We start from the raw sequence: 25,480 nt of genomic DNA on the forward strand, positions 1-25,480 counted from the left end.
AACTTCACCCTCACCATTCACCCCCTCCAATAGCATCCCTCTGAGACCCGCGCGCTCCAGCCGAAGCTTCACATCCTCGCTAACGATCAATGCCCCCAAGTGTTTCTTGATGCGAAAAATATGTTTTCCCTGGACCTTGGCAGGATCAATGACGAGATTCAGAAAAACGCTGTATTCGCCAGCTCGATCAGGTCGTACGGGATCATTGACCTCATATTTTTTGTAAGCGGAGCGTGATTCGTCTACGCAATCCAATTGGGTCTCGACAATCATCACATAGTAACGATCATGAGCTTGCTCGCCTGCAACCGCCACAGGCTCGAGCACGACATTCATATACGGTTCATCAACGTCGGGAACGCCCAACAATGCATCCCTGGCTTTTTCACTCAAGACCGGCACAGAGGCATAGCCAGCCAAGGAAAAATCCAGACTCACACCTTCCTCACGAACCTCAAGGGCGTAAGTACATGGCTCCATGTACTCAGAAGGGGGGTCGATGAAGAGCCAGTTGTTGCAGTGCTTTATATCTCCCAAATACCAGCGTTCAGGAAACCGCACATCTTCCCGCAACAAGTAATACTTCATTTCAGCTCACCGCGTGTCGTTGCTTAACTGAAAAAAGGGTCGCGCCTGCGTCTAAAGCCCGAAGAAACGCTCGTAGGCCGTCTCCACCTGGACAGCAAGCTGATCAGAAATGATGACCAGGTGTTCTAGCGCAGCCGTCTCTGCGGACAATAAAGGGCTCGACACCGCCGGAACAGTTAAACCTAGCTGCTGTCGGACCTGGAAAATCGCGTGGACCTCCACAGGCAACAAATCGAAAGGCGCATATTTGAATTCAGGGTCCCAGGTCCCGCCGGCGTCTTCAGCGTGGGTTAAGTGATATTGACATAGCTCTTGCAGTGCATGAGCAAGCCCTTGCTCATCTGTCCATTCGTCTATCACGTTTTGATAAATCCCCAGATCCATCGACTTGATCTCTGGAAGCGTCTCTCCTTGCGAATAGACTGAATAAAGCCAGAGCATGAAAGGTTCGAATCGACGCTGTTCAAGATAGCTGGAATCCACGGCGCCATTGATAGTCAGCATTCCAGCCAGCACATCGGCCACGGACGCGGCCAGATCTCGACGATCAACCACTATCAATCCTGCTAGCAAGCATCCAGCAATGCTCAATTGGTTAGTCAAATTGGGGACGGTTTTGATGCCTTGAAGAAAACTCGTTTTTGAGAAAGTCTTGGCTTTGAGCATCAGCGCCCAATAACGGTACATTATCGAGCTTGAAACGTCTTCCCAACCAGAAGCCTCTCCATCACTGACCGCGACTTCGCCCCGAATGCCGTAATATGTCGCCAGCATCCCCAACGAGTCAGCCACATTGTTCAATCCGCTTAATGAGTCGCTGGCAAGATCCTCATCAATATAGCCAAACTCTTGAGCCATCAGGCCTTCCGACTGGGAAAGCCAACGACGGTGCTGAGCAAGCCGGACGTTGATTTCATCCATTTCGATATACTCCTTCTACACCAGTAGGACGTCCTTCCGCTTGCCATGTTCACTCAGGACCGCATCTGTCGCAGGATCGTTAAATGAACCTCTAAATTACTTTTAACCAAGTAATCTAGCGAAGCAGCTCCCCCAACAAACAATGCCGGCTCAAAACCATAAAGCTCACTCTCATCAAGTGCACCCAACTTCTCGAGCGCCCGTTCAAATAGAAACTCACCTTGATGATCCTCCAGATCATAACGTTCCTTATCAGACATAGCGAAAAATGTCTGAAGGGCGAGATCCAGATCTTTATTAGGTGTTTTCACCTTACTCATCAACGCGACGATAGACCCCGTCGGACACGAAACAACAATTTTCTGATTGTGTTTCTCCCCCCAAGCATAAAGGGTCCCAAACGCGCTCCTTGCAATAACGTGGTAATTATCTATCTGTGGAAACTCAGTACCCGAGAGCCACATATCGAGCAGATGTTTATAATCATCCGGGTTCACTGTCCAAAAAAGACCATTGGCATATCCACACCAACCCTCCTCCTGCCAATAGTCAAGCAGCGCGTCAGGGAGCACTTTACGGTACTTCGCAATTTGGGAATCAGACACCTGTCGATGAGATGTGGCCTCTCCCATCACGCTGATGAAATACTGGAAATCTTCATCCCTCAACTTGCCGACGCTCCTTTGAGTAGCTCTGAAAAGAAAGGGGACAGACAGAGCAATCAAATAAATCCGTCCCCTTTTCAAAAACGCTAACGACGCCCCAACAACTTCGACCAAAAACCAACCTTATTCTCAACAACCACCGCAGTAGACGCTTCAACGTCCTGCCTGAGCGGATACGTACTCGGGCCGTCGGGCCTCAATAAATCCCCGGGATAATGTTCAAGCCCCAGGCACTGTGAATCATCCAACCCAAAAGCCTTCACCGCCGCCACGGCTTCCACGCACCAGCGACCGAAATACGCGCCGCCTTCGAAGTTCACGTCACCGTAGGTGTACCAGTAGGGATGCTTGTAACTGACCGCCTGGGGATCGGAACCGGACTTCGCCCCGGTGCGTATTTCCTGATACCAGTGACTGACAAAAGCCTCCAGCTTTGAAGCTTGCGTATCCACCGGCGCATCCACTGCCGCCAGCAATCGGCCATAGGGTTTGGGGTAAAGGAGAACGGCCCCCACTTTACGCTCGGGACTGCGACTCGCGATGATCCGGTCGAGCAGCACGTCCTCGCCTTCGTTGCCGATAAGGGTGAGCAGCCTTCGCCATTGATCATCTGGTATCCCCAGAGCCAACCCCAAGCCGACCAGCCAGAAGCAGACGATGTAATGATCGTAGTTGACGCGCCAGCTGTGACGGGTGAATTGCTGCTCCGGGGTCCAGACCGGCGCGCCCAGGCGTTCTGCCTCTTCCCAGGCATCCAGTAGCCCAGGAAAATAACGCGGCAGGTCGGCGACAGGACATCCGGCAGAGTAGCGACTTAGCATCTGGTGCCAGTGGTCCTGGGCGATGGTGTAGACGTACTGTGGCGCATAGTCAGGATCGCCCCCAGGGGAACGCGCGGTCTCCAACGTTTTGGCAATACGTTCGTCACCATACGCAACCCATTCCGACCAATAGCGGGAATCTCCCAGTGGCGCTCGAATCATTTAATCCCTCCCAACAGTTTGGATGCAGCAACCGGATCGGCCGTGAACTTCCCACCTTTATCCAGAACACCTACAGTAACGTTTCCGAAGGGGTCCGTATGAACCAGCCACTTTTCAACCCGGCCGGTCTGTAATGCATCCCTAATGCTGTCAGCCATTTTCCGGTTGCCACTGACCGACTCCAAAATACGATCATAATTTGTGGCAGTCCCCTGTAACCAGCTATCGCTCATCTGCAAACCATCCTTGGTCGGTTTCAACGTAGACGAGCCAAACTTGTATTCCACGACAAGGTAATCAACACCCGGCTTGTCGACCTTGTACAAATCATCAATACCGGTTTGACCAATATCCGGCGCCCGACCAATTTTCTCGGCGCCCGGCACCAGTGACTTGATCCGCTCGCCGCCCATGACATCGCCCACGATGCTCTTTTGTGCGTTGGTAAGAGCCCGGAAATCCATCAGAGGGGTACCGTTAGGGTTGAACTGCCCGCCACGGGCCACCAGCTTATCGAACTTGGCCAGGCCGGCCATCGCCTCAAGCCCTTCCGCCCCCACCTTGATTCCGGCTTTCGCCAGCGCCACGCCACCTTTCGCCGCCCCGCCAACCCCCGTAGCAATACTGCCAACCTGCCAGACGAGCTCGCCAATATCCTGGCCCAGTTGCACGGCGCGGTCGTCGCCGCCGTTTTCAAGAGCGTCTTTCACGCGGTCGAGTTTGGCGTTGAGTTCGTTGACCACGCCATCGCCGAACTGCTTGCGGGCCTCGGGGTCGTTGATCAGGGCTTTGAGGCCGTTGATTCCGTCAACCGGATGGAGGAGGAATTGCGCCAGGCCCTCGACGTCGCTCCAGCCCGCTTGCACCAGGCCTTTGCCCACGCCGAAGCGGGTCAGTACGTCTTGCTTCTGGTTGATGTACCCCCATTTGGCGATCACTTGCGCCTTCGCCAGCAGCCCATCGGCCTCGCTGTACTCCTTCTCGGCCTGGACCAATTGCTGGGTCGCCAGCCAGTTGTTGTCCACGGCGGCGCCGGCCGCGCTGGTGGCGGTGGCCGGGTCCAGCGAGGAGCTGGTGGCCGCCAGCCCAGTGACGATGCTGACAATCAGGTTGCGCTTGGCTTCGCGCTGGGATTCGCTTTCATCGGGGCTGGCTTCGGAGAACAGGCCGGTGAGCAGGCTCGATGCCGCCGCGCCCGCGGCGCCGCTGCCACAGCTCTGGCTGCTGGCGGCGGCACCCGCGCAGGCGACGATGCCGTGCAGGGCGGCGTGCAGCGGCGAGCCTTCGGTGAGCTTGCCGTCCGCCACCAGGTCGCCGATGTAGCCGGCGCCCTGCTGTTGCACGTAATTGACCACCAACCCTTGGACGAACGCACTGTTGCCGCCACTGATATTGCCGCTGGCCGCGCCTACCAGGGCGGTGGTGATCTGCCGGTAGGTACCGCCCGCGCCCCACTTGTCGGCGATGCCGCTGGCTTCGGCATTGAGGCGCTGAGCGTTGCCGAGCAGCGCCAGGCGTTCGGTGTCGGTGAGTTGGGCGTTGGGATCCAGGGCCGCTGCCTGAGCCGCCTCGGCCTGTTTGCGCTTGAGGTCGACTTCCTTGGCCTTGTTGGCGAGCAAGGTGCTGGCCTCGTTGGCGAACGCTCCGACGATCTCGAAACCGGCACGGATTTCGTCTTCGTCGAAGATCGGCTTGAGCGTGTTGGTGGTGTCGCGGTCGCTGGAGACATCGCGGTTGAGGCTGGCGACGGTTTGCTCGCCATTCTTGCCGGTGCGCTTCTGTTGCTCGGCGTCGTTGCTGATGACGATGGTGCCGCCGCTGATGCCGCTGCGGGTGACGCTGCTGGCGTCGTCGCTGGCACTGATGGCAATCGGCATGGTGGCGCTGAGGTCGTTATCGTTCTTCGGCAGGTCGGTGCCAGGGGTTTTCGTGCCGCCGCTGGTGGCGTTGCCCTGCTGGTCCTTGCCGACTTCGCGATAGCCGCCACCGACGCTGACGGTGCTGGCGTCGTACTCGGCCTTGTTCTTGATGTCGCGGCTGGTGAGGCTGGCGGTGACCAAGCGGTTCTTGCCGTCCTGCACCGCTTTGTCGCTGCTGGCAATGATGCCGCCAACCAGGTCGGTGTTGCCACCCACGCGAATGTCGAAGCCGTCGTCCCCGGCCTTGATGCCCGATTGCTCGGTCACGCTGGCGTAGTTGGAATCGATATCCGTGGCACCGAAGCTGCCACTGGCACCGCTGACCGAACTCATGCCGTAGCAGAACGGCGGAATGCACAGGCTGATGCCAAAGCCCAGGCTCTTCTCATCGACCACGTAGGTGTTGGTGTCTTGCAGGCTTTCGATGTTCAGGTCGCCGCCGATGTCGGCCAGGACCTGTTTGCCGCTGGCCACCGCGCCTTTGAGGTTGGTGTCGCCGCCGGAGGCCAGCAGCAACTGGTTGCCGGCCTGGACATGGGTATTGGTGTGGGTGAGTCCATCGCCATCCGCCTGGCCGCGACTGCCGGATGCCCCCAGGTCCAGGGTGAAACCGTTGCGGGTGCCGCCCAGGGAAAAGCCGATGCCGATGCTCGCGCTGGTGCCTTTGCTGTCGGTTTCCTGCTTGTCGGTATTGCGGGCGGCGAGCAGGTTGATGTCACCGTCCGCCAGCAGGCTGGCGTTGCGTCCGGCCTTGATATCGCTGCCTTGCACAGTGATGTCGCTGGCAGCCCCGGCGCCCGTGGCGCGCAGGCGGATGTCATTGCCGGCGGTCATGGTCGAGCCGGCCGCGCTGTCGCTGGTGTAGGTGGTCGTGCTTTCGTTCTTCTTGGTGCCCAGCGACAGGCTGATGTTGATCCCGCCCGCCGAACCCGGGTCCATCGCCACGGCGGTCGCCGCGTTGTTGGCGGCCAGCACGGCGGTGGCGGCGGCCAGAGCCTTCATACGCCCATCGTCGGTTTTCTCCGAGGCCTGTTTCATTTGCTGGGACGTCTGGATCGCGCTGATCACCGGGTTGGTCACGGTGAGGGTGAACCCGGTCTGCTTGAACAGGGTTTCACGCTCGCGTTCGCGGGTGTTGCGCGCCTCGACGACGTCGATGGTCTGCGCCGTGACGTCGATGTTGCCTTGTGGCGCCGACACCTGGCTGCCCACCTGGCGATAGCCCTTGCCCGCTTCGATCAACACATCGCCGGCGGTCGAGCCGACGGTGCTGGCCGCAGCCGTGTGTTCGGTGGTGAGGTCCTTGACGCTCTGTTGCTGGGTCCCCAGGGTGACGGCGATGCCACCGCCGCTGAACAGGCCGCTTTTCTTCACGGACTTGTCGTGGCGCTCGCTGCTGCTGGCAGTGTCGGCTTCGATGTTGACGTTGTTGTCCGCCACCAGAACCGTCTGGGTCGTGGACACCACGTTACTGCCCTTGAGGTTGATGTCGCGACCGGCCTGCACATAGGTCTGCTCGCCACTCAGGGTGGAGCCTTCGACCGAGGTCTGGCTGATCGTGTCACGGGTGGTGGTGGTCTTGCTGGAGAACATCCCGTTGCTGCCTTTGACCTTGTGCGCTTCATCGGCGAACTGGTAGTTCTGGCCGGCGGTCAGGTTGACGTCGCGCTTGGCCTCGGCAAATACCGCGCCTTGCTCGCTGGTGACACGGGCGGCGCGGGCGTTGAGGTCCTGGCCTGCGCTCAAGCGCACGTCGCCCTGCCCTTGAACCAGGGAGCCGACTTCGGTCTGGCTGGCGTCCTTGCGCCAGTTGCTGCTGTTCCAGGTCAGCGCTTGCTCGTGCGCTTCGCCGACGGTGGCCAGGTTGATGTTCTTGCCCGCCTCCAGCAACGTGCTGCCGCCCTTGCCGGCATTGACCACCTGGGCCCCGGTGAGGTTGAGGTCGTTGCCGGCGCTCACGCCCATCGTGCCCTGGGCGCCGCTGACGAACAGCCCGGCGACCCGCGACAGGTTGGTGCGGGTGCCTTGGGCACTGCTGCTGTCCCGGCTGCTGGAGATGACGTTGATGTCCTGCCCGGCCTTGACCGACAGGCTGTCCACGGCACCGATCAGACCGCCGAGGTTGTTGAGGTTTTCCCGCGCGGTGAGCGATGCCTTGTCGGCCTGGATGCGCCCACCGAGGTTCTCGATGTTTTGCGCGGTGATCGCCATGACGCTGCGCCCGGCGAGGCTGCCACTGTTGACCAGGTCGCCGGCGATGTTCAGGTTCAACTGCTGCCCGGCAATCAGGGCGCCGGAGCCGTTGAGGTCGCCCTCCTGGACCCGTACGTACACTTGCGGCACCAGCACGTTGCGGGTGTCGCCGTTGGCCAGGGTCACCTGCTTCTGCACCAGCCAGACAATGTCGCTGGTCAACTGGGCCATCTGCGCGGAGGTCAGGGCCACGCCGGGCACCAGTTGCCATTGGCTGGCGACGGTCACGGCGTTGTCGATCAGGGCACGGTATTGCGCTTCGTCATTGGCGTAGCCGTCGAGGAAACGCCGGCCGGTGAGTTGCGCCACTTGCTCGCGAATCAGCTTCTGCTCATAGAAACCGTCGCCCAGACGTTGTTGCGTCAGTGCCGGGTCGACTTGCAGGCGCTGCAACATGTAGTCCGACGACAGCCAAGTGCGATAGCTGGCAAAACGCGGATCGGTTTCGATCAGGTAGCTACTGGTGCTCTGGGGGTTGGTGCTGAACAGGCTGTTGTTCGGCAATGCAAGGGATGGCCCGCCGCTGCGGATCTGCTCGGCCACGCCCTTGCTGTTCAGGGTGGTCTGGGCCGCGACCTGAACGATGGGCGCCACTTGATAGGTCCTGTCGACCGGGGCGCTGACCGTGCCTGTGGCGGCTATCTGCTCGCTGACGCCCTGTGTGGCGCGGGCACTGATCTGGGTGCCGGTACCGTTGCCAGCGGCGTTCTGGGCGAACACGGTCGGTTGCAGGGTGATGTCCTGAATCAAGGGGGCAGGCGTGTAGGCCGTGACGGCTGTTCCTTGGCGGTCCCGGCCCTTGCGCTGGATGCGATAGAAATTCGTAGCGGTGCCACTGTCGGTGGTGGTGCGCTGGCCGGTCAGTTCGGTGTTGGTCAGGCTGGCAATGTTGGCCTGCAACAACCCACCGGCGATGATGCGGCTCTTGTCGTTGAGCACATCGCCTGCGTTGATCTGCATCGTCCCGCCAGAGAGGATCTGCGCCGGCGCCGAGGTGGCGATCTGGGTTTCCTGGACCACGCGGGTGTAGTCGTAGCGGTTCCAGTTGTCTTTGCGCCCCTCAGGCGTGTTGAGGTAATAGACCTCATCGTGACTCAGGGCAATCTGGTCGCCCTGGTAGCGGTTCGGCGAACCGCTGAGCTGGAACTCCTGCAAGGCCGTGCGGCTGATTTCCACCTGTTGAGTGCTGAAGTGTTCATTGGTGTTGCGCACGCTTTGCACATCGAGCGACAGGTTGCCGAGGGCCTCGATGGTCGCGCTGGCGTTGGTCAGCAGTTGGGCCCGGTCCTGGGCCTTGTCAGTGGCGCTCAGCGCACCGCCGATGGCGAGGTCCCCGGCACTGAAGATCAGCGCCTGTTCGCGGTTGTCCAAGGTGCCGGTGCCAATGTCCAGCGACTCGCGGGCGGCGATGGTCGCGGCGACACCGTTTTCATCGCGGTTGCTCAGTGCCGAGGTGGCGATCGCCAATCGATCACCGTACAGGCGCCCGGTGCCCAGGTTATTCAGCGACAGCGCTTGCACACGCACTTGCTGGCCGTCGATCAGGCCACGGTTGGTCAGGCTGTCGTTGATGTTCAGGCGAACCTGACCGGCGCTGATCTCGCCGTTGGCGGCGTTGTCCAGCGTCTGCGAGTGCACCAGCAGGAGATTGCCCGCCAGCAGTTTTCCGCTGTTGTTGAAAGCCCCATCGGTGCTCAGGTCAACCTTGTTATTGGCCTGGATCTGTCCACTCAGGTCCAGGCCACTTTGCAGGCTGAACGTCAGGTCGCCCAGGCTCAGGGCCCGACCGGTGCCCGCGTAATAGGCGGCGTTGAGGGACAACAGGCTGCCGGCGAGCAAGGTTCCGTCGAGGTTGTGCACGGACTGGCGACGTTGCGTCGGATCGCGATCGGTGATGGTCAGGCCGGCCCCCGAGGAAATCAGGCCGCCCTGGTTATCCAACGCTTGGCTGACACCGATGGACAACCCTTGGTCGGCGCGCACGGCACCGGCCTGGTTACCGAAAGTGTTGAGCGCCAGGCTCATGGTGCGGCCTTCGAGCCCCTGGTTGGCACCTTGGGTGGCGCTGTTGTCGAGCACGTCGGCAGTCACGCCCAGGGTGCCCGCGCTGCGCACCAGTCCGCCCTGGTTGTTGAGCGTCTCACCCAGCACCAACTGGACATCGCCGAGGCCCTGCAACTGACCGCCGCGGTTATCCACTCGGGCGCCTTCGACCTGAACGCTCTTCTGGCCAATGATCTGGCCGCCGCTGCCGTTGGTCAGGTCGGTGGCCTTGAGCACCAGCGCGCCCTTGGCCCCGAGGAAACCGGCGCTGTTGTTGAAATGGGCACTGTGGATTTCCACCGCGTCCTGGCCGCTGATGCCTTGGGTGGTGCCGGACTGAAGGTTGTTCAACGCCTGGCTGCCGGTGTCGATGAACAGCTTGCCCTTGGCCTGGATCAGGCCCGCCGCGTTGCGCAACTCACCGCTGCGCAGATCGAGGGTCGCGCCGGCATTCAGCGTGCCCTGGCTGTTGTCCATCAGCAAGCCGTGGCTGTTCAGGTCCAAGGCCTGGCCGCTGATCACCCCGCCCTGGTTATTCAAACCTTGGGCCGACAGCGTGATATCGCCCAGCGCTTCAAGGCGCCCGCCGCTGTTGTTCAGCGCATCTGCCGAGACGCTGACCAGCAACCCGGACTTCACCGAGCCCAGCACGCCGTTGGTGTTATTCAACTGCCCGGCGATGATCTGCATGCGCTGGGTTGCGGCCAGCGTGCCACCGATGTTGTTCAAGCGGTCGAACGTTGCGTCCAGCTCACCGCCGGCACTCACCGTACCTTGGGTGTTATCCAGCGCCTCGCCGCTGACCTTAGTCGTACCGCTGGCGGCCAGCGTCCCGCCGCCGTTATTGATCTCTTTGTCGGCCGTGACGGTCAACGCACCGTTATCGGTGGCGAGGACTTTACCGCCCTGGTTGTTCAACGTGCCGACCTTCAAGACCACCGCTGCGGGACCGCTGACTTGCCCGGCCTGGTTGTCGAAGCGTTCACGGGCGGTGACCTGCAACGGTTGCGCGCCGGTCTGGAGAATGCGTCCACGCTGGTTGGACAGGGTCGTGGTGTCGAGCGTGATCTGTTGGCCTTGGGTCAGGCCGTCATCGACCACCACTTCACTGGCCTTGACGCTCAACTTGCCATTGCTCGCCAGGGTGCCTTTGCTGCCGGTCAACTGGTTGGCCTGGATGTCCAGGGTACCTTTGCCAGCGTGCTCGACCTTGCCTTCGCTGTTGTCGAGGCGATTGGCGCCAAGCTTCAGGTTGCCGGCGTTGGAGGCAATCCGCCCACTGCTGTTGTCGAGCGTAGCGGCGGCGGTGATCGAAGTATCGGCGGTGCCGGTCTGCACCAGTTCACCGCCGGCATTGGACGCATCCCGCGCGCTCAATTGCAGGTTGCCAGCGCTGACTTTAGCCCCATCGGTGCGCAGGGTCTTGGCCGCCTTGGCGGTCAGCACCTGGGTCGCATCGACTTGGCTAGCACTGAGGTTGGCATCGCCGGAACTGGCCGTCAGAGTGACGTTGCGGCCCAGGGTCTGGCTGCCGCTCAGGTCCAGGTCAGCGGCCCCGACGCCGAGATCACCACCGGCAAGGTTCTGGCCCTGCGCCTTGATCGTGGTGGCCCGCAGCGCAAGGTTGCCACTTTTGCCCAGCTTGCCGTCCGCACCAACGCCCGCCGCCAGGCTCGAGGCCGTGGTGCTGCGAATGGTCTTGGCAGTGAGTGTGGTGTGGTTCTGGCTGGCAACGGTGCCGCTGTTGTCGATATCACCGACGCTGTCGAGCCGCAGGTCGCCCTTGGCGTAGAGCGTGCCGCTGTTTTCAACGCTGGCGGCAGTGATTTGCGTTGCCGTTGTGCTGCTGATCGCGCCCTGGTTTTGCAATTTGCCGTCGGCGCTGATCACCACCTCACCAGCCATGGCGCCGATCTGCCCGGCGTTGCGCACCCCCACGCCGGACTCCGTGCCCACCAGCATGATCTTCCCGGCATACATGCCGCCGAGCTTGGCAACGTCGATGGCAACGGTGGGTTTTTCTCCTTCGGCGCCTGGCAGCGGCGTGGCCTGGGTGTTGTCGGCATTGACCTGATTACGTCCGGCGGTGACCTTCAAGTCGTTGGCCCACACCCCGGCGTTGACCTGCACCGAGCGGGCAATCAGATCCGTGTAGTCGGCCTCGCGGGCATCCAGGCCTTTGCCTTCGATGTTGATCGCGCCGCCCTGCACGGTGTAGCCCGTGATGCGACCGTTCTCCAACTGCGCCCGGCCGGTGCTGAGGGTGGCCCGGTCGGCGTTGATGAAGCCGCAACCGTTGCAAGTGATACCGGATGGGTTGGCGATGACCACTTCGGCACGCTGGCCGGCGACTTCGACGTAACCGCGCAATTGGCTGGGGTTGCTGGAGTTGACTTCGTTGAGGATGACCCGCGCGCTGCCATTGCCCAACATCGGGTTGCCTTCGATCCAACCGCCCAGTTTCGTCTGGCTGTTGCCCGTGCCGTTGTTGAGGATCACCCCCCGGCTATCGACGTCGAACTGGTTGTAGGTGTTGCGCGAGACACCGCCGGCGCTGGGCGTGCGGATATTCACCTGCGGCGTACCGTTGGCGCTTTGTATCACCGTCGGCCGTTGGCCCGCCGGAGCACCTGGGTCGGCGACGATGGTGCCGGCCCAGGTCGGTGCCACGCTCAAGGACACCAGGCCAATCGCTGTCATCACGGCAAAGCGCAACGCCCCCAGTGTCGCCGTGCAAGCCGCTGCGCCCGTCGTCGGCCCGGAGCGGGTCCCCGGCGCCTTGACCTGGCTGGTGACGTTCTCGGCCACGACCATCAACAGCCCGCGGGCCTTGTTGAAAACGATTCGGTACAGATGCTTGTTCATAGCAATTCCATTTGCGGAGCCTGCCCGCACGACCAGTGGTTGGAGTTACGCTTCGACTGCCAGCGGGTGAGCGGCAAACCAGGCCTGGGCCTGTTCGGGGATGACCCCGATCCCTTGGAATGTCTTGACCCGCAGGCCACGCTCGTCGCCTCGGTGATAGAGGGCTCGGGCGCAGCGATCGATGAAAAGGTGACGTTGCAACAGGCGGCTCAATACCGCCGTGTGGCCAAAGGGGGAGACCCAGTCGTTGAGCCAGAGACGTTCGCCGCTGTTCCAGTCCTCTTGGCTCAGCGCCAGCGGCGACTGGCGCAGGTAACGTTGCTCTGCCGCCTCGTCGAGGTTGAGCCAGGACAGGTAGAACACCGGCTTGCCGTGTTCGGAGCCGAGCACGAACTGGCGATGCTTGAGCGCCGGCAACAGCAACGTCGGCAAGGTGTGCAACGGCGCATCGCGATGGGCCTTGGAATGCATCCACAACCAGGTGGCGGAGCCGAACACCGCGGCTTCGTTCCAGGGTTCGTCGATCAGGCCAGGAGCGATAATGTCTAGCGTCTCGAACTGCATGGGATCACCTCAGAATGACCAGATGACGGTGAACGCGCTGGTCACGTTGGCCGTCTCGAAACCATCGGGTTTCTTCAACGGCGTACCTACCGACCAGTCATAGGACAGGCCCTTGTAACCGCCGCGTATACCCACCACGGCCCCCGCCAGGCGCTGGCCGATCAGGAACTCACTGGACTGGCCGCTGACTTCGCCATAGTCGATGCCGGTGTAGAGCTCCTGGCCGGTCTGGCCCAGGGACAGGCCGATTTCGTTGCGCAGGGTCCAGCCACGGTCAGCGGAAAGAATGTTTTCACCATCGAAGCCGCGCACGCTGTAGCGCCCGCCGATGGAGAAGCGATCCTGGGGCACCAACGGCGTACGGTTCCATTGCGCGCGCCAGCCACCGATGTAGCGCAGGCGCTGATCGCCGACCTGGAACGGCACCTGCAATTGGGCATCGGCGGTGATGATCTGCGAGCGCGACGTACCGGCGTCGAAATCTTCCTCAGGTGCCCTGAGCGCGTCGTGGGCACCGGTGCCGCGACGATAGGCGACGCCCAGGTCAAGAATCGAAGCGCCAATGAACTCCCGATGGTCCAACCCCAACTGCCAGCCAGCCATGCGGCGCTTCTGGTTGCCGACCTCGGTGTCGTCGATGAAGTTCTCCGACGAGCGCGTCCACAGGCTGCCCCAGGCGGTGGTCTTGCGAACGGCGTCGCGGTACAGCAGGCGCGACAGGCGCACCTCGTTGTTACGACTCTCGCCTCGGTACTGATAGGACTGGTTAGCGCCGGCAACGGACTGTTCGTAGTTGTATTCACTGCTGGTGAACCCCAACTGCCAGTAACCGAACGGCAGCGAATAATGCAGCGTGCTGCCATCGGAACCGCGGTGCCCGGACTCGCCGCCGCCCAAGTCATGGTTGACGCTGGCGTAGAACAAATCGTTGAGTGACAGCAGGTTGTCCAAGGACAGCGATACGTTGCCCTGGTATTTGCCCGTGCTCTTGCTGCCGGAATTGTCCACCGACAGGCTCACCCGGGCGGGGAACCGCTGGCTCCAGGCGATCACCACGTCGCTCTCACCGGGCCTGGCGTCGGCGGCACGGGCTGGCGCGATCTTGATGTCGGCCTCAGCGGTCGGCACGCGCTTGAAGTTCTCCAGCGCCTGCTCGATGTCGCGCAAGTTGAGCAGGTCGCCAGGACTGGCCGGCATTGCGTTCCAGGCATTGGCGCGGGCGCTGGTGCCCTCCTCGAAACGAATCTCGCGAATGCGCCCTGGCACCAGGGTCAACACCAGCACCCCACTGTTCAAGTCCTGGGCTTCGGCGAGTACGCGAGTGGTGACGTAGCCGGCCTCGATGATCGCATTCTGCATGCGCTTCATCGTCAGGTTGATCCCGCCGCCACCGAGGCAACGACCGATGGCGGGATCATCCTTGGGATTGGCGGCGCGCAACGCCCACTGGAATTTTTCCGACGCCTCGCCGATCAGGCGGATGTCATTGATGGCAAAGCAGGGACTTTCCTTGGCGGGCAAGCGCTCGGCACCTTCACCCACGGGTGCTGCCTGCAGACGCACGTCGGGCCGGGACTCCAACTGATCGCGCAAAACCCGTTCGCGCTCTTGCTGGCGCAGCAGTTCTTCTTCAGGTCCGGCCGCCTGCGCAGCGCTCCACGCGCCCGTCATCCACGCCGCTATCAGCAGCAGGGCGAGACGCTTGGCGTTCTGTGCGGATGAACGGGTTCCACCAGCACAACGGCGAGGGCTGTTCGGTTTACGCGTTCGGCAGGGTGCGGCTGGCTGCATGTCACATCCTTGTGGCCTGAATCGAAGACACGGTGAGTCAGGCCCGCCGGAAGCGGCATTGACACTGACACAGATAAATAACGAGGTACGTAATCCATCGGAAACGAAGGAAAAGTCCTACAACGTACCGAGACGGTCTGATAGCAGAGTGGGGAGAAAGTTTCGTGTTATCGAAATATGCTCGATACAAATGGGTAAAAATGGGCAGTTGGTCACAGCTTGGGGGAATGAGGAGCTGTGCGAGGCAGGAACGACGCGCTCAAGCCGGGGTCGTTCATCTGGAGAGGGGGCAATGCAACCAGGAGAAGTCAGCGGCATGTGCGCTAACCCACTGTTTATAATGGTGTCCCAGGGCAGGTTCGAACTGCCAACCTTCCCCTTAGGAGGGGGATGCTCTATCCAATTGAGCTACTGAGACACGAGTCGACCACAAGAAACGCGGTGCGCGGGACGGCGTGCATGGTAACGACCTGCCCTGCGTTTGTCATGTCGTCGCTGTTTTTTAAGTGTAGGCAAATGGTACCGCGCGGAAGGCTGACAAGGCCAAGCGGTTGGCCCCGGCCGCCATTCATCTGCCCCTGGCGTGTTTATCCTAGTAAATCGGCCATTTGCCACTATCCTATACAAGACAGGGACGACAAGCGTTTTGGTCCATTTCCGTTATCCGCCAGACGGTATGGCACAACGACACGATCCGATGGTCACAAATGCGAACCTGTTGTTTTTTTCCAACCAGTCCGCATTTTTTGATGAAAGGTGCTGGCATAACGCCTTTACCCGGATCAGAATTTGTCACAGAATTGGCGCCAATGATCTGGCAATTTTGAGGCATGATGCGGGCCTCTTAACAATTCAGGTTGAACATTTGGCAGTGGAGCTTGTCCTATCGACATCCTGCGGCCAATCCCGAGAACCGCTCCCCTGAACTAACCGGTTAAATAAATATGCGCCCAATGACAAAGGCAATTTATTCCAGCCGTACGGCTGACAAGTTCGTCGTACGTCTGCCAGACGGAATGCGGGAACGCATTGCCGAGGTGGCTCGTAATCATCATCGCAGCATGAACTCTGAAATCATTGCGCGCCTGGAGCAAAGTCTGATTCAGGAAGGCGCCTTGGGTGAAGAGCTGAGCATGCGCCTGGACAGCCCGGAGCTGTCTTTGCATGAGCGCGAGCTGCTTCAACGCTTCCGACAACTCTCCCACCGTCAGCAGAACGCCCTTGTTTCGCTGATTGCCCATGACGTAGAGATGGCCGCAGAAGCGACCTGATCACAGCCAAAACACTCAAGCCAGCCTCGTGCTGGCTTTTTTGTGCCTGGCGTTTGCCCAGGCCCGATAGAAGCAATTGGTCAATCACCCGCAACCCCATGTGGGAGCGAGCTTGCTCGCGATAGCGCTGGCGCCGTTGCATAGCGGCTGGACCTGCCAGCTGCTCTTGCTTTGAACGCTTGATCTCGACGCCCACCAATCGAAAGAAGCGCAAAAAAACGGCGCTTCCCATTTCTGAAAGAAGCGCCGTTTTTTCCAAGTGAACAGTTTCACGCCAAACAGGCGGGTTTCTTGATGAGCGACTCAGAGCAGGAAAATCGTCGCCAACCCCAGGAAAATGAAGAACCCGCCGCTGTCGGTCACAGCAGTAATCATGACACTGGCACCCATGGCAGGATCGCGCCCCATGCGGGCCAGGGTCATGGGGATCAAGACCCCCATCAATGCCGCCAGCAGCAGGTTGAGCGTCATTGCGGCCGTCATGACCACTCCCAGCGACCAGCTGCCATAAAGCAGGTAAGCCACCACACCAATCACCCCCCCCCAAATCACGCCGTTGATCAAGGAGACCGCCAGTTCCTTGCGCATCAATCGCGATGTATTGCCGGTGCTGACCTGGTCCAGCGCCATGGCACGGACGATCATGGTGATGGTCTGGTTACCGGAGTTGCCACCGATACCGGCGACGATAGGCATCAGCGCCGCGAGCGCCACCAGCTTCTCGATGGAGCCTTCGAACAGGCCGATGACCCGGGAAGCGACAAATGCCGTGATCAGGTTGATCGCCAGCCAGGCCCAGCGGTTACGCAGGGACTTCCAGACCGAGGCGAAGATGTCTTCTTCTTCGCGCAGACCGGCCATGTTGAGGACTTCGCTTTCGCTTTCCTCTCGAATCAAGTCGACCATTTCATCGATGGTCAGACGGCCGATCAACTTGCCGTTCTTGTCGACCACCGGTGCGGAAATCAAGTCATAACGTTCGAATGCCTGGGCCGCATCGTAGGCGTCTTCGTCCGGGTGGAAGCTCACCGGATCGCTGGCCATGACCTCGGCCACCTGCTTTTCCGGGTCGTTGACGAGCAAACGCTTGATGGGCAGCACGCCCTTGAGCACGCCGTCGTAGTCGACCACGAAAAGCTTGTCGGTATGGCCGGGCAGTTCCTTGAGACGACGCAGGTAGCGCAAGACCACTTCAAGGCTGACATCCTCGCGGATCGTCACCATCTCGAAGTCCATCAACGCACCGACCTGCTCCTCGTCATAGGACAACGCCGAGCGCACACGCTCACGCTGCTGGCCGTCGAGGGCCTCCATCAGTTCGTGGACAACGTCCCGTGGCAGTTCGGGCGCAAGGTCGGCAAGTTCGTCGGCGTCCATTTCCTTGGCCGCCGCCAGCAACTCATGATCATCCATGTCGGCGATCAGGGTTTCGCGAACCGAGTCCGACACTTCGAGCAGGATGTCACCGTCTCGATCAGCCTTGACCAACTGCCAGACCGTCAGACGCTCTTCCAGGGGCAAGGCTTCAAGAATGTAGGCGACGTCGGCGGAGTGCAGGTCATCGAGCTTGCGTTGCAACTCGACGAGATTCTGCCGGTGGACCAGGTTCTCGACCCGGTCATGATTCGGGCCTTCCTGGCGATGCGTCAGGTCTTCGACGACCCGCTGGCGCTGCAGCAGCTCAACGACTTGAGCGAGACGATCCTGAAGGCTTTCCTGCGTTTTTTTTACTTCTACTTGGGTCATAGGCGAACTCCACTCCCAGCAGTGGAGCACGCCGGAAGGATCAATCAGTTAATTCATGATTGGCAAAACTAAATATTGAGTAACTACTGGGTAAGTCCATGGAGATATTCCAAAGCCCCGGCGGGGCTGACGGGCGCAATCATACACCGCTTGACGCTTTAAAACGCTAAAAAATCATGACAAGAACAAGCGCTTGCGAGACAAACCTGAACGCAAGCTGAACCTTCCGCTTTACGACGACTTATCCGGAAAAGAAAACACACGCCTCGACAGCAATGCGGCGACTACCCTGTTCTCCTGCACCGTCAAGGAGGACGACCGGATGCCTATCAGCCACTACTTGCTCCTGCTCGCCAGCCTGCCCTGCCTGCCTTTGTGGGCCGCCGGGCAAACCGTGCATCGCTGCGAAAGCAGCGCGGGGCACGTGACATTCACCACCTTGAGTTGTGGCCCGGGTGAAGCCCTGTCACTCCAGCAGATCCATCCCTACAGCCCAGGTTCGATCGAGCCGACGACCGAGGCGATGCTGCCCGAAGCGGAGCATCGGCAAACATCCGGCAACACAACCACACGCAAGGAGCCGACCGTGGTTGGCCAGTTCCAGGACCGTTGCGGGAACCTCATCGATGCCAGGCAACGCCGCGACGCCATCCTGGAACGAAGAATCGTCATCGGCATGAGCCAACAGGACGTCGAGAGCGCCCTGGGCAAGCCAGACTCAATCAAGATTCGAAATTCGAGCACACGGTATACCTACAAAGCGAAGAAAGGTCGCAGCGCAGAGGTCGTGTTCGATGAAAGGGGGTGCGTGAAAGGCAAATCGTAGACAGCAAAAAGCCCGCGTTAAACGCGGGCTTTTTGGTGTTTGGTGCACTCGACAGGATTCGAACCTGTGACCGCTCGGTTCGTAGCCGAGTACTCTATCCAGCTGAGCTACGAGTGCAAGTTGTGGTTTTATACCAGATCACAACTGGTTGAAGCCAAGTTATTTGCATTGCTGCAAACAACTCTTAAATGGTGCACTCGACAGGATTCGAACCTGTGACCGCTCGGTTCGTAGCCGAGTACTCTATCCAGCTGAGCTACGAGTGCATTTGTTGCCGCGCATTATAGGTCGTCAATTCCTTTTGTAAAGCGCTTTTTTCAGTAATTTCAATCACTTACTGATCAAGCCAGGTTCTGACGCACTAAACGAATAATGGCGGAGAACGGGGGATTCGAACCCCCGACACCCTTTTGAGGTGTACTCCCTTAGCAGGGGAGCGCCTTCGGCCACTCGGCCAGCTCTCCGCAACACGGGGCGTATATTAACCACCTTCATCCCCGTTTGCAAACATAAAAATCGATAAAAATTAATGGCTTGGTTCGTCGTCCTTCTCTTTCTTGATACGCAGGTAGATTTCCTCCCGGTGTACAGCAACCTCTTTCGGGGCGTTGACGCCGATACGCACTTGGTTTCCTTTGACGCCGAGCACGGTCACGGTGATTTCGCCATCGCCAATAATCAGGCTTTCTGCACACCGACGGGTCAGAATCAGCATACCTTTCTCCTCACGCAATTCACTTAAGGGACAACAGTCTGCAAAAAAAAGGCATTGGACCTACAACCGAAACGGTCGAAGCCTACAGGCCTAGTATTGACCAGCGCGGGCAAAAGAACAGTTTTGGGACGCGCCATTCAGAAAAACAAAGGGCGCGGTCCAGCCGCGCCCTCTGGATAACGCTTTACTCGCCCTGCTGGGCGGCAGCGTCGAGCTCGAAAGCCGTGTGCAGGGCGCGCACGGCCAGTTCCAGATATTTCTCTTCGATCACCACGGAAACCTTGATTTCCGAAGTAGAGATCATCTGGATGTTGATGCTTTCCTTGGCCAGGGATTCGAACATGCGGCTGGCCACGCCTGCGTGGGAACGCATGCCGACACCCACGATCGAGACCTTGGCGATCTTGGTATCGCCCACCACTTCCCGGGCACCGATCTCGCCAGCGGTCTTTTTCAGGATCGCTTCGGCAGACTGGTAGTCGTTGCGGTGCACGGTGAAGGTGAAGTCAGTGGTGTTATCGTGCGAGACGTTCTGCACGATCATGTCGACTTCGATGTTCGCGGCACTGATCGGGCCGAGAATCTTGAACGCCACGCCGGGGGTGTCTGGCACGCCACGGATGGTCAGCTTGGCCTCATCGCGGTTGAAAGCGATGCCGGAAATGATCGGCTGTTCCATGGATTCCTCTTCATCAATAGTAATGAGGGTGCCCGGACCCTCTTTGAAGCTGTGCAGAACGCGCAGCGGAACGTTGTACTTGCCGGCGAATTCGACCGCCCGGATCTGCAACACCTTCGAGCCGAGACTGGCCATTTCCAGCATTTCTTCGAACGTGATCTTGTCCAGGCGCTGGGCCACAGGCACCACCCGTGGGTCGGTGGTGTAGACACCGTCCACATCGGTGTAGATCTGGCATTCGTCAGCCTTGAGAGCCGCCGCCAGTGCTACGCCCGTGGTGTCGGAACCGCCACGGCCGAGGGTGGTGATATTGCCCTGCTCGTCCACGCCCTGGAAACCGGCGACAACCACGACACGGCCAGCCTTCAGGTCGCCGCGAATCTTCTGGTCGTCGATCTGCAGGATACGCGCTTTGTTGTGCGCGCTGTCCGTCAGGATACGCACCTGGTTGCCGGTGTAGGACACCGCCGGCACGCCACGCTTGATCAGCGCCATGGCCAGCAAGGCGATGGTCACCTGCTCACCAGTGGAAACGATCACGTCCAGCTCACGGGGAACCGGTTGCTGGTCGCCGCTGATTTGCTTGGCCAGATCGATCAGACGGTTGGTCTCGCCGCTCATTGCCGACAGCACAACCACCAGGTCATCGCCCGCTTCACGGAATTTCTTAACCTTGTCGGCGACTTGTTCGATTCTCTCGACAGTGCCGACCGAGGTGCCTCCAAATTTCTGTACGATCAAAGCCATTTCAAAGCCGCCTCTGCCCATGAAGGGCGCCCAATAAATCACTCAAACAGCGGCCAGGCTCGTCACTAGACCACGAGCCCGGCGACGCTGCCTTAAATACCCTGCTCTACGAATGCAACGGTCTGGGCCAGTGCCGCGTCCAGAGCGCCGACGTCGGTACCACCGCCTTGCGCCATGTCCGGACGACCACCGCCCTTGCCGCCCACTGCCGCAGCGGCCTGCTTCATCAAATCACCGGCCTTGAGTTGGCCAGTCAGGTCTTTGGTCACGCCTGCGACGAGAACGACCTTTTCCTCATGGACACTGCCGAGCAGGATCACTGCGCGGCCGAGTTTGTTTTTCAGTTGATCGACCAGCGCCAGCAGCGCCTTGCCATCCTGGCCGTCCAGACGCACGGCCAGCACCTTCACGCCCTTGACGTCCACCGCCTGGGCCGACAGATCGTCGCCCGCGGCGCTGGCGGCCTTGGCCTGCAACTGCTCGAGTTGCTTTTCCAGCAGGCGGTTGCGCTCCAGCACAGCCGACAGCTTGTCGATCAGGTTGTCGCGACTGCCCTTGATCAGGGTAGCCGCTTCCTTGAGTTGTTCTTCGGCCGCGTTGAGGTACGCCAGGGCCGCGGCGCCGGTGACCGCTTCGATCCGGCGCACACCGGATGCCACGCCACCTTCGCTGATGATTTTCATCAGGCCGATGTCACCGGTCCGGTTGGCGTGGATGCCACCGCACAGTTCAACGGAGAAGTCGCCCATGCTCAGCACGCGCACGCTGTCGCCGTACTTCTCGCCGAACAACGCCATCGCGCCCTTGCGCTTGGCGGTCTCGATGTCGGTCTCTTCGGTTTCCACCGGGGAGTTCTTGCGAATCTCGGCGTTGACGATCTCTTCCAGCGCCTTGAGTTGCTCAGGCTTGATGGCTTCGAAATGGCTGAAGTCAAAGCGCAGGCGCTGACTGTCCACCAACGAGCCCTTCTGCTGGACGTGCTCGCCCAGCACCTGGCGCAACGCCGCGTGCAGCAAGTGCGTGGCGGAGTGGTTCAGCGACGTGGCATGGCGCACTTCGGCGTCGACATGGGCGGCCACCGGGGCGGCGATCATCAGGCTGCCCGACGCCAGCACGCCGTGGTGCAGGAACGCGCCGCCGGTCTTGGTGGTGTCACGCACGTCGAAACGCGAGCTGCCCGCCTGCAGGTAACCGCTGTCGCCGATCTGGCCGCCGGACTCGGCGTAGAACGGGGTCTTGTCCAGCACGATCACGCCTTCCTGGCCTTCGCTCAGGATGTCGACCGATTGCCCGTCCTTATAGATGGCAACGATCTTGGCCGAGCCGGTGGTGCCGGCATAACCGGTGAACTCGGTGGCCACGTCTACCTTGACCAGGCTGTTGTAGTCCATGCCGAAGGAGCTGGCGGAACGCGCACGCACCCGCTGGGCTTCCATCTCGCGCTCGAACCCTTCCTCGTCGAGGGTCAGGTTGCGTTCGCGGGCGATGTCGCCGGTCAGGTCCATCGGGAAGCCATAGGTGTCGTACAGCTTGAACACCACGTCGCCCGGGACCACATTGCCCTTGAGTTCGGCCAGGTCCTGCTCGAGGATCTTCAGGCCTTGCTCCAGGGTCTTGGCGAATTGCTCTTCTTCAGCCTTGAGTACGCGTTCGATATGCGCCTGCTGGGACTTGAGTTCCGGGAAGGCGTCGCCCATCTCGGCCGCCAATGCCGCGACGATCTGATAGAAGAAGCTGCCCTTGGCGCCCAGCTTGTTACCGTGACGGCAGGCGCGACGGATGATCCGGCGCAGTACATAACCACGACCTTCGTTGGAAGGCAGCACGCCGTCGGCAATCAGGAAGCCGCAGGAACGGATGTGGTCGGCGACCACTTTCAGCGAGGCCTGGTTGTCGTTGGTGCAACCGATGGCCTTGGCCGAAGCGCTCAGCAGGCTCTGGAACAGGTCGATTTCGTAGTTGGAATGAACGTGCTGCAGCACCGCACTGATCCGTTCCAGGCCCATGCCGGTGTCCACCGACGGCGCTGGCAGCGGATGCAACACGCCATCGGCGGTGCGGTTGAACTGCATGAATACGTTGTTCCAGATCTCGATGTAGCGGTCGCCGTCTTCTTCCGGCGAGCCGGGTGGGCCGCCCCAGATGTCGGCGCCGTGATCGTAGAAGATCTCGGTGCAAGGACCGCATGGGCCGGTGTCGCCCATGGTCCAGAAGTTATCGGAGGCGTAAGGCGCGCCTTTGTTGTCGCCAATGCGCACCATGCGCTCTGCCGGGACGCCGACCTCTTTGGTCCAGATGTCATAGGCTTCGTCGTCGGTGGCGTAGACCGTTACCCAAAGCTTTTCCTTGGGCAGGTTCAGCCACTTGTCGGACGTCAGGAAGGTCCAGGCGAAGGTGATGGCGTCACGCTTGAAATAGTCACCGAAGCTGAAGTTACCCAGCATTTCGAAAAACGTGTGGTGACGTGCGGTATAGCCGACGTTTTCCAGGTCGTTGTGCTTGCCGCCGGCACGCACGCACTTCTGGCTGCTTACCGCACGGGTGTAGGCACGTTTTTCCTGGCCCAGGAAGCAGTCCTTGAACTGGTTCATCCCCGCGTTGGTGAACAGCAGGGTCGGGTCGTTGCCCGGAATCAAAGAGCTGGAGGCTACTCGGGTGTGGCCTTGCTCTTCGAAGAAGCGAAGGAAGGCTTCACGGATTTCTGCGCTTTTCATTAGGTTCTTCCACGGAGGCTGCGGCCAAAGGCCTGTGCAAAACGTCAACAGACGAAGCAACGGCAAAGGGCCGCATTATATCGGCCCTGCGCGTGGGGTACAGCGTGTTTATACGATAGAAACTGTCAATTGCCCCGGTTAGCGGGTCATTGGCGAGAAAATTCGACGAAAGTGGCGACCACCCGGTCGATTTGCGCCGCGCTCACGTCCATGTGCGTCACCATTCGCAGGCGTGGCGCCGCGCTGAGCTTGACGCCCCGTTCATCGGCAAACGCCTTGATCGCCTCGGCCCGCTCGCCCATTTCTACGTAGACCATGTTGGTCTGCACCGGCTCGACCTCGTAACCCGCCCCACGCAAGCCCTCGGCAAGCCGCTGGGCATTGGCGTGGTCATCGGCCAGGCGCTGGACCTGATGCTCCAGGGCATACAGCCCGGCCGCCGCGAGGATCCCGGCCTGGCGCATGCCGCCACCGACCATCTTGCGCAGCCGGCGGGCCTTGCCGATCAGTTCAACGCTGCCGCACAGGACCGAGCCCACCGGAGCGCCCAGGCCCTTGGACAGGCACACCGACACCGAATCGAAATGTTGCGTGATTTGCCGGGCATCGACATTCAGCTTGACCGCGGCGTTGTACAGCCGCGCTCCATCCAGGTGCAGGGCCAGGCCATGCTCCTGGGTGAAACGCCGGGCCCGGGCCAGGTATTCCAAGGGCAGCACCTTGCCCTGCATGGTGTTTTCCAGGGCCAACAGGCGGGTGCGGGCAAAGTGAAAGTCATCGGGCTTGATCGCCGCGGCGACGTGCGCCAGGTCCAGGGAACCGTCCGCCTGCACCTCGAGAGGCTGGGGCTGGATCGAACCGAGCACCGCCGCACCGCCGCCCTCGTATTTGTAGGTGTGGGCCTGCTGACCGACGATGTACTCATCGCCGCGCTCGCAGTGGGCCATCAACCCCAACAGATTGCTCATCGTGCCCGTGGGCACGAACATCGCCGCAGCAAAGCCCAGGCGCGCAGCCAGTTCGGCTTCGAGGCGATTGACGGTCGGGTCTTCGCCATACACATCATCGCCGATCGGCGCACTGGCCATGGCATCCAGCATGCCGGCGGTAGGTTGGGTGACCGTGTCGCTGCGAAGATCGATAACACTCATGAATCTGGCCTCGGGTGCTGGTGGGGGAATTCCCTTTCGAAGGGCAATTACTGCGGGCATGGTGAAGAATAATCAAGCCTGATCGACGGAAAGCCTGAAGATTATCCAGAACGCCTGTGGGAGCGAGCTTGCTCGCGATAGCGGTGGTTCAGCTTGCCTTGATGCTGGCTGCAATGGCGCCATCGCGAGCAAGCTCGCTCCCACAGTAGGTTATGTGTTAAAAATCCTCCGCTGCCAAAAACCATGGCGGCAAAAACGTTCTCAGGGCGGGGTGTAATTCCCCACCGGCGGTAATTGCACGCAACGTGCATAGCCCGCGAGCGCTTGGTGGTACACCGCTTTTTGGGGTGTAGCGGCAAGGTCAGCAGACCCGGTGTGATCCCGGGGCCGACGGTCATAGTCCGGATGAAGAGAGAACGGGATTGGCACCCAAGGGCCGACTGCGACTGTCCGTGCGCGGCGTACCCTCGAATCCCCTTCGATTCATGACGCCCTGTTTTTCACACAAACAGGAACCAGAACATGCAACCCACTGCAATCGACAGCAAAAGCAAAAGTCATCCGGGCGAGCGCGTCGCGTTCATCCAGGCCTGCTGGCACAAGGAAATCGTCGACCAGAGCCGTAAAGGCTTCGTCGCCGAAATGATCACCCAGGGTTACCAGGAAAGCGACATCGACTTCTTTGAAGTCGGCGGCGCCTTCGAAATCCCGCTGCACGCCAAGCTGCTGGCCAAGTCAGGCCGCTACGCCGGCATCGTCGCCGCCGGCCTGGTGGTGGACGGGGGCATCTACCGTCACGAGTTCGTCGCCCAATCGGTCATCAGCGGCCTGATGCAGGTGCAGCTGGAAACCGAAGTGCCGGTGTTCTCGGTGGTGCTCACGCCGCATCATTTCCATGCAGGGGAAGAACATCAGAAGTTTTTCTTCGAGCATTTCGTGCACAAGGGCCAGGAAGCGGCGAAGACTTGCGCCGATACCTTGCACAAGACCCGGGCGTTGCGTCGCAGTGAGCAGCGGGCGGTAGCGAGCTAAAAGCCAC

15 protein-coding genes, 4 tRNA genes and 1 riboswitch are annotated in these 25,480 nt (G+C 60.4%); of the genes, 3 read left to right on the plus strand and 16 right to left on the minus strand.

Annotated elements, in window-relative coordinates; genetic code table 11:
• The 8 genes from J4E53_RS06785 to J4E53_RS06820 form a co-directional block, all read right to left on the minus strand.
• The coding region (locus J4E53_RS06785; protein ID WP_207268120.1) for an imm11 family protein at positions 1-588 on the minus strand (588 nt) is incomplete at its 3' end.
• Positions 589-639: 51 nt separating this feature from the next.
• Entirely contained in the window at positions 640-1,509 is an 870-nt protein-coding gene (locus J4E53_RS06790) for a hypothetical protein (RefSeq protein ID WP_103308563.1), read from the minus strand.
• Between the two features lie 53 nt (positions 1,510-1,562).
• Positions 1,563-2,177, minus strand: coding sequence for a GAD-like domain-containing protein (locus J4E53_RS06795; protein ID WP_103308564.1), 615 nt, complete (start codon positions 2,175-2,177; stop codon positions 1,563-1,565).
• An 83-nt stretch (positions 2,178-2,260) separates the two neighbouring features.
• A complete protein-coding gene (locus J4E53_RS06800) occupies positions 2,261-3,157 on the minus strand; it encodes a PoNi-like cognate immunity protein (protein WP_103308565.1) in 897 nt (298 codons plus the stop codon).
• On the minus strand, positions 3,154-12,237 hold the full coding sequence (locus tag J4E53_RS06805; protein WP_103308566.1) for a hemagglutinin repeat-containing protein: 9,084 nt from the start codon (positions 12,235-12,237) through the stop codon (positions 3,154-3,156). The genes J4E53_RS06800 and J4E53_RS06805 overlap by 4 nt, the downstream gene beginning before the upstream one ends.
• A 45-nt stretch (positions 12,238-12,282) precedes the next feature.
• Positions 12,283-12,801, minus strand: a complete 519-nt coding sequence (locus J4E53_RS06810; RefSeq protein WP_103308567.1) for a toxin-activating lysine-acyltransferase — start codon at positions 12,799-12,801, stop codon at positions 12,283-12,285.
• A 9-nt stretch (positions 12,802-12,810) separates the two neighbouring features.
• Positions 12,811-14,472, minus strand: coding sequence for a ShlB/FhaC/HecB family hemolysin secretion/activation protein (locus J4E53_RS06815; RefSeq protein WP_103308568.1), 1,662 nt, complete (start codon positions 14,470-14,472; stop codon positions 12,811-12,813).
• Between the two features lie 461 nt (positions 14,473-14,933).
• Positions 14,934-15,010, minus strand: a tRNA-Arg gene (locus J4E53_RS06820).
• Between the two features lie 526 nt (positions 15,011-15,536).
• Between J4E53_RS06820 and J4E53_RS06825 the strand changes: the two genes are divergently transcribed.
• Positions 15,537-15,863: an Arc family DNA-binding protein gene (locus J4E53_RS06825; protein ID WP_060741019.1), complete on the plus strand. Its 327-nt coding sequence runs from the start codon at positions 15,537-15,539 to the stop codon at positions 15,861-15,863.
• Positions 15,864-16,166: 303 nt separating this feature from the next.
• Here J4E53_RS06825 and mgtE read toward each other — a convergent pair whose 3' ends face one another.
• Complete coding sequence (mgtE, locus tag J4E53_RS06830) at positions 16,167-17,609, minus strand: magnesium transporter (RefSeq protein ID WP_060741018.1); 1,443 nt, start codon at positions 17,607-17,609, stop codon at positions 16,167-16,169.
• A gap of 322 nt (positions 17,610-17,931) precedes the next feature.
• Between mgtE and J4E53_RS06835 the strand changes: the two genes are divergently transcribed.
• A complete protein-coding gene (locus J4E53_RS06835) occupies positions 17,932-18,435 on the plus strand; it encodes a cell envelope protein SmpA (RefSeq protein WP_103308575.1) in 504 nt (167 codons plus the stop codon).
• Between the two features lie 40 nt (positions 18,436-18,475).
• Here J4E53_RS06835 and J4E53_RS06840 read toward each other — a convergent pair.
• The 7 genes from J4E53_RS06840 to ltaE all read right to left on the minus strand — a co-directional run bounded on the left by J4E53_RS06840 (position 18,476) and on the right by ltaE (position 24,441).
• Positions 18,476-18,552, minus strand: a tRNA-Arg gene (locus tag J4E53_RS06840).
• 72 nt (positions 18,553-18,624) lie between these two features.
• A tRNA-Arg gene (locus J4E53_RS06845) sits at positions 18,625-18,701 on the minus strand.
• 107 nt (positions 18,702-18,808) lie between these two features.
• Positions 18,809-18,899, minus strand: a tRNA-Ser gene (locus J4E53_RS06850).
• 62 nt (positions 18,900-18,961) lie between these two features.
• Entirely contained in the window at positions 18,962-19,150 is a 189-nt protein-coding gene (csrA, locus tag J4E53_RS06855; protein ID WP_003178872.1) for a carbon storage regulator CsrA, read from the minus strand.
• Between the two features lie 184 nt (positions 19,151-19,334).
• Positions 19,335-20,576 (minus strand): aspartate kinase, encoded by a 1,242-nt coding sequence (locus J4E53_RS06860; protein ID WP_060741016.1) that lies wholly within the window; start codon positions 20,574-20,576, stop codon positions 19,335-19,337.
• A gap of 92 nt (positions 20,577-20,668) precedes the next feature.
• On the minus strand, positions 20,669-23,290 hold the full coding sequence (gene alaS / locus J4E53_RS06865) for an alanine--tRNA ligase (RefSeq protein ID WP_060741015.1): 2,622 nt from the start codon (positions 23,288-23,290) through the stop codon (positions 20,669-20,671).
• Positions 23,291-23,436: 146 nt separating this feature from the next.
• Positions 23,437-24,441: a low-specificity L-threonine aldolase gene (gene ltaE / locus J4E53_RS06870; RefSeq protein ID WP_103308569.1), complete on the minus strand. Its 1,005-nt coding sequence runs from the start codon at positions 24,439-24,441 to the stop codon at positions 23,437-23,439.
• Between the two features lie 253 nt (positions 24,442-24,694).
• Positions 24,695-24,863: riboswitch (FMN riboswitch) on the plus strand.
• Positions 24,864-24,963: 100 nt separating this feature from the next.
• On the opposite strand from ltaE, the gene J4E53_RS06875 reads away from it, so the two are divergent.
• Complete coding sequence (locus tag J4E53_RS06875; protein ID WP_060741013.1) at positions 24,964-25,473, plus strand: 6,7-dimethyl-8-ribityllumazine synthase; 510 nt, start codon at positions 24,964-24,966, stop codon at positions 25,471-25,473.
• The last annotated feature ends 7 nt before the right edge of the window (positions 25,474-25,480 follow it).

Origin of the sequence: Pseudomonas sp. FW305-28 (genome assembly GCF_017351395.1) — a bacterium.
Taxonomy (GTDB): domain Bacteria; phylum Pseudomonadota; class Gammaproteobacteria; order Pseudomonadales; family Pseudomonadaceae; genus Aquipseudomonas; species Aquipseudomonas fluorescens_AA.